Source organism: Bradyrhizobium sp. RT6a (genome assembly GCF_040547675.1).
Taxonomy (GTDB): Bacteria; Pseudomonadota; Alphaproteobacteria; order Rhizobiales; family Xanthobacteraceae; genus Bradyrhizobium.
Genome location: NZ_JBEPQC010000009.1, coordinates 271,632 through 284,553, shown reverse-complemented (window position 1 = coordinate 284,553; position 12,922 = coordinate 271,632). Strand labels below are relative to the sequence as shown.

Annotated in this window: 11 protein-coding genes; 5 read left to right on the top strand and 6 right to left on the bottom strand. The window is 63.2% G+C overall.

Annotated features, from left to right (window positions below):
* Positions 1 to 67: 67 nt before the first annotated feature.
* Together ABIC03_RS33780 and ABIC03_RS33775 are read left to right on the top strand one after the other, a co-directional pair.
* Positions 68 to 1,294, top strand: coding sequence for an ABC transporter substrate-binding protein (locus ABIC03_RS33780; protein WP_275168634.1), 1,227 nt, complete (start codon positions 68 to 70; stop codon positions 1,292 to 1,294).
* Between the two features lie 229 nt (positions 1,295 to 1,523).
* Positions 1,524 to 2,750, top strand: a complete 1,227-nt coding sequence (locus tag ABIC03_RS33775) for an ABC transporter substrate-binding protein (RefSeq protein WP_354064549.1) — start codon at positions 1,524 to 1,526, stop codon at positions 2,748 to 2,750.
* Positions 2,751 to 2,868: 118 nt separating this feature from the next.
* Here ABIC03_RS33775 and ABIC03_RS33770 read toward each other — a convergent pair whose 3' ends face one another.
* A complete protein-coding gene (locus ABIC03_RS33770) occupies positions 2,869 to 3,294 on the bottom strand; it encodes a DUF1330 domain-containing protein (protein WP_275168638.1) in 426 nt (141 codons plus the stop codon).
* Positions 3,295 to 3,461: 167 nt separating this feature from the next.
* On the opposite strand from ABIC03_RS33770, the gene ABIC03_RS33765 reads away from it, so the two are divergent.
* Positions 3,462 to 5,669, top strand: a complete 2,208-nt coding sequence (locus ABIC03_RS33765; protein WP_354064547.1) for a transglycosylase domain-containing protein — start codon at positions 3,462 to 3,464, stop codon at positions 5,667 to 5,669.
* A gap of 255 nt (positions 5,670 to 5,924) precedes the next feature.
* Here ABIC03_RS33765 and ABIC03_RS33760 read toward each other — a convergent pair whose 3' ends face one another.
* From ABIC03_RS33760 to ABIC03_RS33745, 4 genes are all read right to left on the bottom strand, one after another.
* Positions 5,925 to 6,764, bottom strand: a complete 840-nt coding sequence (locus tag ABIC03_RS33760) for a M48 family metallopeptidase (protein WP_354064545.1) — start codon at positions 6,762 to 6,764, stop codon at positions 5,925 to 5,927.
* A gap of 216 nt (positions 6,765 to 6,980) precedes the next feature.
* The gene (locus ABIC03_RS33755) at positions 6,981 to 8,309 is read right to left on the bottom strand and encodes a polyhydroxyalkanoate depolymerase (RefSeq protein WP_275168641.1); all 1,329 of its coding nucleotides are present in this window, start codon (positions 8,307 to 8,309) and stop codon (positions 6,981 to 6,983) included.
* 121 nt (positions 8,310 to 8,430) lie between these two features.
* Positions 8,431 to 9,249: an ABC transporter permease gene (locus tag ABIC03_RS33750; RefSeq protein WP_354064543.1), complete on the bottom strand. Its 819-nt coding sequence runs from the start codon at positions 9,247 to 9,249 to the stop codon at positions 8,431 to 8,433.
* A 109-nt stretch (positions 9,250 to 9,358) separates the two neighbouring features.
* Positions 9,359 to 10,162 (bottom strand): ABC transporter ATP-binding protein, encoded by an 804-nt coding sequence (locus tag ABIC03_RS33745; RefSeq protein WP_354064541.1) that lies wholly within the window; start codon positions 10,160 to 10,162, stop codon positions 9,359 to 9,361.
* Between the two features lie 105 nt (positions 10,163 to 10,267).
* Here ABIC03_RS33745 and ABIC03_RS33740 point away from each other — a divergent pair, with 105 nt between their 5' ends.
* The gene (locus tag ABIC03_RS33740) at positions 10,268 to 11,578 is read left to right on the top strand and encodes an ActS/PrrB/RegB family redox-sensitive histidine kinase (protein WP_354064539.1); all 1,311 of its coding nucleotides are present in this window, start codon (positions 10,268 to 10,270) and stop codon (positions 11,576 to 11,578) included.
* A gap of 103 nt (positions 11,579 to 11,681) precedes the next feature.
* On the top strand, positions 11,682 to 12,236 hold the full coding sequence (locus tag ABIC03_RS33735) for an ActR/PrrA/RegA family redox response regulator transcription factor (protein WP_007598178.1): 555 nt from the start codon (positions 11,682 to 11,684) through the stop codon (positions 12,234 to 12,236).
* Positions 12,237 to 12,389: 153 nt separating this feature from the next.
* Here ABIC03_RS33735 and ABIC03_RS33730 read toward each other — a convergent pair whose 3' ends face one another.
* Complete coding sequence (locus ABIC03_RS33730; protein WP_275169140.1) at positions 12,390 to 12,878, bottom strand: MmcB family DNA repair protein; 489 nt, start codon at positions 12,876 to 12,878, stop codon at positions 12,390 to 12,392.
* Positions 12,879 to 12,922: the final 44 nt, after the last annotated feature.

The window sequence follows — 12,922 nt, the reverse complement described above, 5'->3', positions numbered from 1 at the left end:
TGGCGACCGTTGGCAATCAACGGGAAAAGACCGTCGGTCGGAAATTCCGTCAGGAGGAACAACCCACATGAGCAATCGCAGAGCCTTCATCACTGCCACGGCGGCGCTCGCCTTCGCGTTCTCCGCCAACCAAGCTCTCGCCCAGAAGAAATACGACACCGGCGCGAGCGACACCGAGATCAAGATCGGCCAGACCGTTCCGTTCTCGGGGGCCTATTCCGTCTACGCCAATATCGGCAAGACCCAGGCCGCCTACTTCAAGATGATCAACGATCAGGGCGGCATCAACGGCCGCAAGATCAATCTGATCCAGTATGACGACGCCTATTCGCCGCCGAAGACGGTCGAGCAGGTGCGTAAGCTCGTCGAAGGCGACGAGGTGCTGTTCACCTTCCAGATCATCGGCACAGCCGCGAATGCCGCCGTGCAAAAATATCTCAACGGCAAGAAGATCCCGCAGCTGCTGGCCTCGACCGGCGCTGCGCGCTTCAACGATCCGCAGAACTATCCCTGGACCATCGCCTATAATCCCAACTACGTGTCCGAGGGGCGCATCTACGCCAAGTACATTCTCAAGGAGCATCCGAACGCCAAGATCGGCGTGCTCTACCAGAACGACGACATGGGCCGCGACTATCTCGCCGGCCTCAAAAGCGGGCTCGGCGACAAGGCCGCCAGCATGATCGTCGGCGAAGTGTCCTACGAGGTCACCGATCCAACGGTGGACTCGCAGGTGGTCAAACTGAAGTCGCTGGGCGCCGACCTTTTCTACGACGCCTCTACGCCGAAATTCGCGGCACAGGCGATCAAGAAGGTGGCCGAGCTCGGTTGGACGCCGGTGCACATTCTCGACATCAACGCGAGCCCGATCTCGGCGACGCTGAAGCCGGCTGGCCTCGAGATCTCCAAGGGCATCATCTCCACCCAATACGGCAAGGAGCCCAGTGATCCCCAGTGGAAGGACGATCCGGGCGTGAAGGCCTTCTTTGCCTTCATGGACAAGTATTTTCCGGAAGGTGACAAGCTCAATACCGTCAACACCTATGCTTATTCAGTCGCCGAATTGCTGACGCAAGTGCTGAAGCAGTGCGGCGACGACCTGTCGCGCGAGAACGTCATGAAGCAGGTCGCCAACATCAAGGACTTCACCCCGAGCTTCGCGCTGCCCGGCATCAAGATCAACACCGGGCCGAACGACTACCGCGTCAACAAGCAGATGCAGATGATGAAGTTCAACGGCGAGCGCTGGGAGCTGTTCGGCCCGATCATGGAGGATGCGGGTCCAGCGGGTTAGTCTCTCGGAGATTTCATAGGGTGGGTCACGCCCGGCGGACGCGCTTCGCGCATCCGCCGGGGCCGGCCCACCTTACGAACCTGCTACGAAGCCGCGCATGCTACGAACTACCGGCGCACGCCCAGCTTGCGTTGCAACAATGCCTCCTCCACTATCGCCCTCAGCGGTGGCATCAGGTGCGCACAAGCGCACCGATTGATCACCGGCGATAAACACTGAGGAAATGCGAATGAGGAATGGAATTCTGCATCTGGCCACTGCAACGGCGCTGACCCTGGCGCTGTCGATGCCGGCGGCCAATGCCCAGAAGAAATATGATCCGGGCGCCAGCGATACCGAGATCAAAGTCGGCCAGACCGTGCCGTTCTCGGGACCGGCGTCGGCCTATGCGTCGATCGGCAAGACCCAGGCCGCCTATTTCAAGATGATCAACGACCAGGGCGGCATCAACGGCCGCAAGATCAACCTGATCCAGTATGACGACGCTTACTCGCCGCCGAAAGCGGTGGAGCAGGTGCGCAAGCTGGTCGAGAGCGATGAGGTGCTCTTGACCTTCCAGATCATCGGCACGCCATCGAATGCGGCCGTGCAAAAGTATCTCAACTCCAAGAAGGTGCCGCAGCTGTTCGCGGCCACAGGCGCCTCGAAGTTCACGGACCCGAAGAACTTTCCGTGGACGATGGGGTACAACCCGAACTATTTCGTCGAAGGCCGCATCTACGGCCAGTACATCCTGAAGGAATATCCCAACGCCAAAGTCGGCGTGCTCTATCAGAACGACGACCTCGGCAAGGACTATCTGAACGGCATCAAGGCCGGACTCGACGACAAGGCCGCCAAGATGATCGTCAACGAGTCCTCCTACGAAGTCTCGGACCCGACGGTCGATTCGCAGATCCTCAAGATCAAGGATGCGGGCGCCGATCTGTTCTTCAGCGCCAGCACGCCGAAGCAGGCGGCGCAGGCGATCAAGAAGATCGGCGAGATCGGCTGGAAGCCGGTGCAGATCGTCGACATCAACGCCACCTCGGTCGGCGCGGTGATGAAGCCTGCCGGTCTCGACGCCGCCAAGGGCGTGATCAGTGTCAATTACGGCAAGGATCCGCTCGACCCGACCTGGAAGGACGATGCCGGCCTGAAGAAGTATTTCGACTTCATGGCGAAGTACTATCCGGACGGCGACAAGGATTCGAACTTCAACACCTACGGCTACGGCACCGCCCAGCTTCTGGCCCACGTGCTGCAGCAGTGCGGCGACAACCTGACGCGCGAAAATGTCATGAAGCAGGCGGCGTCGCTAAAGGACGTGACCAGCGATATCGCCCTGCCCGGCATCAAGGCCAACACCTCGGCGACCGACTACCGCGTCAACAAGCAGCTTCAGATGATGAAGTTCAACGGCGAACGCTGGGAGCTGTTCGGCCCGATCCTGGAGGATGCGGGTCCGGCGGGTTAGTTCCGCACAGTCATTCCGGGCTGGCGCGCGAGCGCCAGACCCGGAATCTCGAGATTCTCAGGTGCGCAATTGCGCACCTGAGTTCGATGCTTTCGCATCGCCCCGGAACGACGTGGCTCTACTCCGGCACCTCGCCAAAGTTCTTTCCCACGGGCAGCACCGCATGCCGAATGAGCCGTGAATCCTCCACCGCGGCCTGCCTGTGCTTTACCGCCTCGCGATAGACGGGATCGCGGATCATCTCGACGAAGGCGGCGACGCTTGGGTATTCGGCGATGAAGCAATGGTCCCAGCGCTCGGTCTCGGGGCCGATCAGCATCAGTTCGAATTTGCCCTGCCAGACGATGCGGCCGCCGAGGCGTTCGAACACCGGGCCACTCTCGCGGCCATAGGCCGCATAGGCTTCCGCACCGCTCGTCTTGCGGCCATCCGGATAGGCCGCCTCCTTGCGCAAGCGCACCAGGTTGAGCATGTGGATCGGGCCGGGGCGGTCGTTGTCCCGGAACTGCGCGAAAATCTCCTTGGTCGGATCGATGTGGCCCATCTGAGTTCCCTCTTGTTTTATGCCGGCGATCCTACCGCCGCCGTCGGACCAGCGGAACTGCGGCCACCGAATGCCGCACCTCCTAATCACGCGTTAAGCTCTGGGTAACCGGGCCTTAAACAGCGACCGCTAGCGTGCGGCGGGGCGGGCTGACCGGGCGTTTGCGTATGGGGTTGGGAAAGAAAAAGGGTGGGCGGAAGGAGCCGTTGTTCGGCTTGCCTGCGGCACTCGCCGATCTGCGCCTGACCGCGGCCGACCGCATTCCTGGCGGCGATGACAAGCCGAAGAAACCAACGAAATCATCTGCCAAGCGCAAGAGCGAGGATGCCGGCGACGAGCAGCCGCGCGAGCGGAAGGCGCCGGCCGGCCGCGGCAGCGCCAAGCGGCGATCCAAGTCGCGCATTGGCGCCAGTCTAGGCCGCCTGGTCTATTGGGGCGCGGTGCTGGGCCTGTGGGGCGCAATCGCCGTGATCGGCGTCGTGATCTGGGTCGGCGCTCATCTGCCGCCGATCCAGTCGCTGGAAATCCCCAAGCGGCCACCGACGATCCAGATCGTCGGCATCGACGGCAGCATGCTGGCGCAACGGGGCGAGATGGCGGGCGCCAATGTCGCGCTGAAGGATCTGCCGCAATATCTGCCCAAGGCGTTCATCGCCATCGAGGATCGCCGCTTCTATTCGCATTTCGGAATTGACCCCGTAGGCATCCTGCGCGCGCTCGTCACCAACGTGCTCCATCGCGGCGTGTCGCAGGGCGGCTCGACGCTGACACAGCAATTGGCGAAAAACCTGTTCCTGACCCAGGAGCGCACCATGGCGCGCAAGCTGCAGGAAGCGGAGCTCGCGATCTGGCTGGAGCGCAAGCATTCCAAGAACGAGATTTTGGAGCTCTATCTCAACCGTGTCTATTTCGGCTCCGGCGCCTATGGCGTCGAAGCCGCCGCGCAGCGCTATTTCGGCAAGTCGGCCAAGAACGTCACCGTCGCGGAGGCCGCGATGCTGGCCGGCCTCGTCAAATCGCCCTCGCGGCTCGCGCCGAACCGCAACCCCGAGGGCGCAGAAGCGCGCGCGAAAATCGTGCTCACGGCGATGGCGGATGCCAAATTCATCACCGAAGCGCAAGCGCAGGCCTCGATCGGCCAACCCTCCTACAATGTGAAGCCGGTCGGCGCCGGCACGGTCAATTACGTCGCCGACTGGATCGGCGAGGTGCTGGACGATCTGGTCGGGCAGATCGACGAGAGCATCAAGGTCGAGACCACGATCGATCCGAAGCTCCAGAGCGTGGCCGAAGCCGCCATCATCGACGAGCTTGCGGCCAAGAGCGTGAAGTTCAATGTCAGCCAGGGCGCGCTGGTGGCGATGACGCCTGACGGCGCGGTGCGCGCCATGGTCGGGGGCCGGAACTATTCCGAGAGCCAGTACAACCGCGCGGTCACTGCCAGGCGCCAGCCGGGCTCCTCGTTCAAGCCGTTCGTGTACTTGACCGCGCTCGAGCAGGGGCTGACGCCCGACACGCTCCGCCAGGACGCGCCGATCGAGGTCAAGGGCTGGAAACCTGAGAACTACACCCACGAATATTTCGGCGCGGTGACGCTGACCCAGGCGCTCGCGATGTCGCTCAACACGGTCGCCATCCGCCTCGGCCTCGAGGTCGGGCCGAAGAACGTGGTGCGCACCGCGCACCGGCTCGGCATCTCCTCGAAACTCGAGCCCAACGCCTCGATCGCGCTCGGCACCTCCGAAGTCTCGATGGTCGAGCTGGTCGGCGCCTATGCACCCTTCGCCAATGGCGGCTTCACGGCGACGCCGCATGTCGTCACGCGGATCAGGACGCTCAGCGGCAAGCTGCTCTACATGCGCCAGGCGGACGAGCACAATCAGGTGGTCGACCCGCGCTATGTCGGCATGATGAACGCGATGATGCGGGAAACACTGATCAGCGGCACCGCCAAGAAGGCGGAGATCCCGGGCTGGCCGGCGGCCGGCAAGACCGGCACCAGCCAGGACTACCGCGACGCCTGGTTCATCGGCTACACCGCCAACCTCGTCACCGGCGTGTGGCTCGGCAATGACGACAACTCGCCGACCAAGAAGGCGACCGGCGGCGGCTTGCCGGTCGAAGTCTGGTCGCGCTTCATGAAGACGGCGCACGAGGGCGTGCCGGTGGCAGCCTTGCCAAGCTCTCCAGGTGGCTGGGGCCTCTCGAACCTCGCGCAGGCGACGTCGCAAGTGTCGCCGCCAACGGCGGCAGCGCCCGCGCCGGCCAACAACGGCGGCTATCGTCCACCCCCCACGCGCGCCAATGCGCGACCGGAAGCAGCCGCAGGACTCGATGGCTGGTTGATGGACCGGCTGTTCGGCGGAAATCGCTAGGTTCGGCTTGAGGTCCGGGTGACCTCAAAACAAAAACTGCAAAAACAACCCCATGCACAGTAGCCGAGGATAACGAAATCAACGGCTTGCGCGGGCAGCACAGACCCTTGAAACGCGCGCTGGGCTGTCATTCCCCGCGGAGGCGGGGAAGCCAGTACGCCGCGGCTTCTTGATTCAATAACAACTGTCTCTGGAATACTGGATCGCCCGCTTTCGCGGGCGATGACAGCGTCGGATGGAGTTGGCAGCGAGAGCCTAATCCTCGATCCCATAGCGATGCAGGTCGTTGCCGTACGTATCGAGCCACTTCTTGGCGCGCTCCATCGACGGGCAGACCTTGCCGCAGACACGCCAGAACCGCGCCGAATGGTTCATCTCGACGAGATGGGCGACCTCGTGGGCGGCGAGGTAGTCGAGCACATAGGGCGGCGCGAGGATCAGGCGCCAGGAGAACGACAACGAGCCGGCCGAAGTGCAGGAGCCCCAGCGGCTCGATTGATCGCGGATCGAGAGCCGCTTGACCTTGACGCCGAGCTCCGCGGCATAGGATTCCGCGGCGCGCTGAAGGTCGCGACGGGCCTCGCGCTTGAGAAAGTCGCCGATGCGACGGTCGGCATGCTCGACGCCGCCGGCGACGCAGAGAATGCGTTCACCGCTGTCGCGCACTTCCGTCCACACCGTACCGCGCGTGCCGGCGCGATGAACGATACGATGAGAAACGCCACGAAGCGGTATCACTGTGCCAGGCTGGAACGGTGCGGCCTTCGGCAAACGGCCAAGACGTGCCGCGATCCATGCGCCGTGACGCTGCGCGAAGTCTTTTGCTTCGGCGAGCGTGCCGCGCGGCGGCATGGTGAGGATGGCTTCGCGATCGCTCGGATGAATTCTGAGCGTGTAACGGCGCGCGCGGCGATGCCGGCGCAGTCGAATCGCAAAATATTGCGATCCATGGGTGATCAGGAGGGTCTTCGGCTCGTGGGGCCGACGATAGAGGAGTGCGCGAGTGGCCATGTCTGTCAGTCCGGGGGGCAGGAGAGCGCCCGGATTCTGCCATAACCGCCGCCAGGGAAAGCGCTCGGCGCAAAAACAAATCATTTGCCCAATATACAGGGGTCTGGCGTCCGGGAGACCCTACAGACTGGGGCTGGAACCGGCTTTTTTCGCCCCCGTCAGGCGCATGCGGCACCCCCAAGAGGTGAGGGTGGACTCACTCCTACAAAGCTACCTAAATACCGCGAATCTGGCGGGAACTCGCCCCTGTCGGAGCCTCCGACAGGGCGTCGATTTTCAGCGGGAAAGCCGAAAACGCGATTATTCTGCCGCGAGCGCCTGCAATGAGCTCGGATTCGCCGCCGACACCATGAAGTCATGGATGCGCGGCACGATTTCCGATTTGAAGCGCGAACCATTGAACACGCCGTAATGTCCAACGCCCTTCTGGACGTAATGAACGCGGCGATGATCGGGAATCGAGCTACACAATGCGTGTGTTGCTTCGGTCTGACCGATGCCGGAGATGTCGTCGTTCTCGCCTTCGACCGTCATCAACGCGACGCGCGTGACCTTTGAGGGATCGACGCGTGTTCCACGATGGGTCATCTCGCCCTTCGGCAGCGAATGCTTCACGAACACGGTGTCGACGGTCTGCAGGTAATACTCGGCGGAGAGATCCATCACCGCGAGATATTCGTCGTAGAAGTCGCGATGCTTGTCGACGAGGTCGCCGTCGCCCTTCACCAGGTTGGCGAACAGCTGCTTGTGGGCGTCCATATGCCGGTCGAGATTCATGCTGATGAAGCCGTTCAGCTGCAGGAAGCCCGGATAGACGTCGCGCATCATGCCCGGATGCGGGAACGGCACCTTGGTGATGACGTGGTTGCGGAACCAGTCGATGCCGCGCTCCTGCGCCAGGTTGTTCACCGCGGTTGGATTGCGACGGGTGTCGATCGGACCACCCATCAGCGTCATCGAGGTCGGCACGAAGGGATCACGCCGCGCTTCCATGATCGAAACGGCAGCAACGACGGGAACCGAGGGCTGGCACACCGCCAGCACATGCGTGTTACCGCCGAGGACATGCAGCATCTCGATGACGTAGTCGATGTAGTCGTCGAGATCGAAGCGGCCGTCGCTGAGCGGCACCATGCGGGCATCGGCCCAATCGGTGATGTAGACCTCATGCGCCGGCAGGAAAGCCTCGACCGTCCCGCGGAGCAGCGTCGCGTAATGGCCGGACATCGGCGCCACGATCAGGACGCGCGGCTGCGGGCTGCGCAGCGGACGGGTGAACTTGCGATCGAAGTAGAGCAGGCGGCAGAACGGCTTTTCCCAGACCGAGCGAACCTCGACGGGGACGCGGATGCCGTTGACCTCGGTATCGTTGAGGCCCCATTCCGGCTTGCCGTAGCGGCGCGTGGTGCGTTCGAACAATTCGCAAGCCGCGGCAACCGACTTGCCGACCTCGGTGCGTGCCCACGGATTGAGGGGATTTTGAAACAGCAGCTTGGTTGCGTCCGTGATCGCACGCGCCGGATTGAGAGAGGCTTGCCCCATCTCGTACATCCAGTACATCGGCGTCGTCAGGACCGGACTGCCTTCGGCCACCAGGGGCGGCGCGCCGCCAAACTCACCAATCGGCATCGCTATATTCCTCTTCGCATCGCAGCATACTGCCGAATGCGTAATATTGCGTCAATGCATGGTTCCGTACATCTACGTGGCCCAGGTGCCCAAACCGGGCTGAATCCACGAGAAAGTGACGTTATTCGCCGCCTGACAGCAGCGAGCCCTGCATCCGGGCGCTGCGCAAAAGGGCAAGGAATGCCCCAAAAGATGCAACCAACAGCACCACGTTGATGGCCAACGCGCCCAGCATCAGATCGGTCCTGAAGGTGTTTTCGATCAGCAGCGCGCGCATCCCTTCGAACACATAGGTCGGCGGCAGCGTCCAGGCGATATATTGCAACCAGACCGGCAGCACGCTGACGGGATAGTAGACGCAGGCGAGCGGCATGATGCCGAACATCAAGGTCCAGACGATGCTCTCGGCGCCGAGGCCGTTTCGCAGCACCAGGCCGGAAACGAAGATGCCGACCGACCAGCTCGTGAAGATCAGATTGCAGAAGAACGCAATCAGCGGCACGCCGAGCGCATAAACGTTGAAGTGAAACAGGAACAACGCGAGCAGCGTCATCGGGATGACGCCGATCGCGAGCCGGATCAGGCTCATGATCATCAGCGACAGCAGAAATTCGATCGGCTTCAGCGGGCTCATCATGAGATTGCCGAGGTTGCGCGCCCACATCTCTTCCAGGAACGAGATCGAAAAGCCGAGCTGCCCGCGAAACAGGATGTCCCAGAGGATGACGGCGCCGATCAGCGTGCCGCCGGCACGCGCGAAGAAGTTTGCATTCTGCGCGATATAAAGCTGAAGAAAGCCCCAGGTGATGACTTGCAGCGCCGGCCAGTAGAGCAGCTCGAGCAGCCGCGGCCAGGACGACAGCAAGAGGTACCAATAGCGCAGGATCATCGCGCCGATGCGATGCAGGGAGATGCCGCGGTGAACGGTGAGCTCGCTCATGGCGGCCTCCCGTAGCCCGGATGGAGCGTAGCGCAATCCGGGGCCGGTCGGGCCAGATGCGCGAATCCCGGATTACGCTGCGCTCCATCCGGGCTACGAATGCAGTCACTCATCGTGCGTCCTCCTGCGCGCCGTTCACCCGGCCGCGCGCGACGTCCAGAAACACCTCTTCCAGCGTGGTGCGGTTGTAGCGCGCCATGATGGCTTCGGGCGTATCGTCGTCCTCGATGCGGCCGCGCTTCATGATGATGACGCGGTCGCAGAGCCGCTCGACTTCGAGCATGTTGTGCGAGGCCAGGAGGATGGTGGCGTTGTTCGCCTTGCGATAACGCTCCAGATGACCCCGAACCCAGTCGGCGGTGTCGGGATCGAGCGAGGCGGTCGGCTCGTCCAGCAACAGCAGCTCGGGCTGGTTGATCAGCGCCTTGGCAAGCGCAACGCGGGTCTTTTGTCCTGCGGAGAGCTTGCCGTTAGCGCGGTCGATGAACTCGGTGAGATCGAGATCGTCGGCGAGCTCAGCGATGCGCTCGGAGAGGTTCTTCACCGCATAGAGCTTGCCGAACACGGTGAGGTTCTGACGCACCGTGAGCCGCATCGGCATGTCGACATAGGGGCTCTCGAAATTCATCCGCCCCAGCACGGAAGCGCTGTCCTCCGGCATCCGATGCCCGAGCACCTGGACGCGACCGGAGGTCGGCAGCACGAGGCCCATGATCGTCGCGATGGTCGTGGTCTTGCCGGCGCCGTTGCCGCCCAGCAGCCCGGTGATGCTGCCGCGCGGAAGCGAAAAGGAGATGTCGTCGACGGCGCGGGTCTGCTTGTACACCTTGACGAGGTGATCGACCGCAATTGCCGCGGAGAGGCTGCGATCCGCGACAGTCGGCCAGCTTGAAGCCTTGTCATTCTCGGTCATGCTGGGCGTTCTTCTGCTATTGCAGCGGAGAGCGCAAGGCTTGTAATCCGGTGGTTCCGTGAGCCGCGCGCTTGTGATCGAGAAGGCACCGCCCCATTGGCCGAAATGACCGAACTTGCCGCTTCCGACTTTCGCCCCGCGCAGCGGCATATCCGCCTGGATACGATCCTGCGGCTGCGCTGGCTCGCGGTGCTGGGCCAGCTCGCCGCGATCTTCATCGTGGCGCAGGGGCTGGAATTCAACGTCGAGATCGTCCCCTGCGTCAGCATCATCGCGCTGTCGGCGGCGCTCAATCTGGGGCTCCAGACCGTGTCCAATCCGCTGCAGCGGCTGGAGCCGATGCAGGCGGCCGGACTGCTCGCGCTCAACATCGTGGAGCTGGCGGGTCTCCTGTTTTTCACCGGCGGACTCCAGAACCCGTTCTCGTTCCTGTTCCTCGCACCCGTGCTGATCTCGGCGACCGCGCTGCCGGCCCGCTTCACCTTCGGCCTCGGCGTGCTGGCTGTCGCCTGCGCCTCGGTCCTGTTCTTCTTCCATCTGCCGCTGCCCTGGGATTCCGACGATCCGCTGGTGCTGCCGCCGATCTATCTCGTCGGCGTCTGGCTCTCGATCGCGCTCGCGATCGGCGTCACCAGCCTCTACTCGTTCCAGGTCACCGAGGAGGCGCGCAAGCTCGCCGACGCGCTGGCCGCGACCGAGCTGGTGCTGACGCGCGAGCAGCATCTGACCCAGCTCGACGGCCTGGCCGCGGCCGCAGCGCACGAGCTCGGCACGCCGCTCGCGACGATCTTCCTGATCTCGCGCGAGCTGGAGAAGACGGTGAAGGAGCCGAACTTTGCCGCCGACCTGAAGACCCTGCGCGAGCAGACGCAGCGTTGCCGCGACATATTGAGCAAGATCACCCAGCTCTCCTCCACCGGCGCACCGTTCGACCGCATGAAGCTGTCGGAGCTGATCGAGGAGGTGGTGGCGCCGCACCGCGATTTCGGGGTCGATATCAAGGTGCGCATCGCCGTCGCCATCGTGGCCGAGCCGGTGGGCTCGCGCAATCCGGCGATCCTTTACGGCGTCGGCAACATCGTCGAGAACGCGGTCGATTTCGCCCGCACCACCGTCGAGGTGAATGCGTGGTGGAACAAGGACACGATCGAGCTCGTGATTTCCGACGACGGTCCCGGCATTCCGCCTGACATCCTGAACCGGATCGGCGAGCCCTATTTGTCGCGGCGGCGCAACCGGGACGAAGGCGGCGGCCTCGGGCTCGGCGTGTTCATCGCGCGCACCTTGCTGGAGCGCACCGGCGCCAAGGTCTCGTTTACCAACCGGACCTTTCCGGATCATGGCGCAGTGGTCCAGATCACGTGGCCGAGAGAGCGTTTTGAGACTATCGAGACCTTCGAAGAAACAATAGGATAGGCCGCGACCTTGCGTCGCACAACGGGGCCGATCGACTATTGGCGCCCTTGGCACCGCCCGATTGCGCCGCCATATGTAGACGCGCTGGAGAGAGGACCAAACCTTGAACGCCATCGCCGAACTGAACGAACAGACCGACCGCTCGCTGCTGATCGTGGAGGACGACAAGCCGTTTCTGGAGCGGCTGTCGCGCGCCATGGAAACGCGCGGCTTTGCGGTGACGTCATGCGACACCGTCTCGGACGGTCTGGCGCAGATCGGCAAGGCGGCGCCGGCATTCGCCGTGGTCGATCTGCGGCTCGGCGACGGCAACGGTCTCGACGTGGTCTCGGCGCTGAAGAAGAAGCGTCCCGACGCCCGCGCCATCGTGCTGACCGGTTATGGCAACATCGCCACTGCCGTCACCGCGGTGAAGATGGGCGCGGTCGATTATCTCTCAAAGCCCGCGGATGCCGACGACGTCGTCGCGGCGCTGCTGTCGACCGGCTCGGACAAGTCCGAATTGCCGGCGAATCCGATGTCGGCCGACCGCGTGCGCTGGGAACACATCCAGCGCATCTACGAGATGTGCAACCGAAACGTCTCGGAAACCGCGCGCCGGCTCAACATGCATCGGCGTACGTTGCAGCGGATCCTGGCCAAGCGCGCGCCGCGCTGATAGTCACGCCTTCCGTGCCCCGGACGCAGCGCAGCACGAAGTGATGCGCTGCTGAGCCGGGACCCATGCCTCAGCTCGAATCGTCGCCTGCTGGGTCCCGGCTCTGCGCAGCAACGCTGAAGCGTTGCAGCGCGTCCGGGACACGAGACCGGCCTATTCCCAAAACTCCGCATGCCCCTGCGGATCGACCAGCCGGTTGATCCGCAACGCCGCCGCCATCGCGAACCGCACCGTCATCTGCTTGCGCGTGGCCGCAGCGAGCTTGTGCTCGGGCGCCTCGCATTGCAGGTGCGCGCCATAGGCGTCCGCGATGATCAGGCCCGTATCTTGCGGAAAGATCTCGCAAGGCAGCTCCTGCGTGAAGGCGAAGAACAGCCGGTCGCAATGCGCCCGGTATTCGTGCCATTTCTGATCGGCGCGCAAATCCTCTACCGACGATTTGATCTCGACGATCCAGATCTCGCCGCGCTCGTTCAGCGCGACGAGATCGGCGCGCCGCCCCGAGGGCAACGGCAATTCGCTGATGCAGGTGAAGCCGAGCGAGCCCAACAATCGCGCCGTGCCGCGCGCGATGGCCAGCGCTGTCTCGGATTGACGGCGGTCGGGTGGTGGCACGAGGGCAATGCGGGCGGGATTGTCCATGGCGGGAGGATAGCCGATTCCTCCGAACGCGGACACCTTGCTCC

Bases quoted from the DNA above. Each gene is read 5' to 3' on its own strand.
- ABIC03_RS33780 (WP_275168634.1), top strand. From the start codon at position 68: ATGAGCAATCGCAGAGCCTTCATCACTGCCACGGCGGCGCTCGCCTTC.
- ABIC03_RS33775 (WP_354064549.1), top strand. From the start codon at position 1,524: ATGAGGAATGGAATTCTGCATCTGGCCACTGCAACGGCGCTGACCCTG.
- ABIC03_RS33770 (WP_275168638.1), bottom strand. From the start codon at position 3,294: ATGGGCCACATCGATCCGACCAAGGAGATTTTCGCGCAGTTCCGGGAC.
- ABIC03_RS33765 (WP_354064547.1), top strand. From the start codon at position 3,462: ATGGGGTTGGGAAAGAAAAAGGGTGGGCGGAAGGAGCCGTTGTTCGGC.
- ABIC03_RS33760 (WP_354064545.1), bottom strand. From the start codon at position 6,764: ATGATTTGTTTTTGCGCCGAGCGCTTTCCCTGGCGGCGGTTATGGCAG.
- ABIC03_RS33755 (WP_275168641.1), bottom strand. From the start codon at position 8,309: ATGCCGATTGGTGAGTTTGGCGGCGCGCCGCCCCTGGTGGCCGAAGGC.
- ABIC03_RS33750 (WP_354064543.1), bottom strand. From the start codon at position 9,249: ATGAGCGAGCTCACCGTTCACCGCGGCATCTCCCTGCATCGCATCGGC.
- ABIC03_RS33745 (WP_354064541.1), bottom strand. From the start codon at position 10,162: ATGACCGAGAATGACAAGGCTTCAAGCTGGCCGACTGTCGCGGATCGC.
- ABIC03_RS33740 (WP_354064539.1), top strand. From the start codon at position 10,268: ATGACCGAACTTGCCGCTTCCGACTTTCGCCCCGCGCAGCGGCATATC.
- ABIC03_RS33730 (WP_275169140.1), bottom strand. From the start codon at position 12,878: ATGGACAATCCCGCCCGCATTGCCCTCGTGCCACCACCCGACCGCCGT.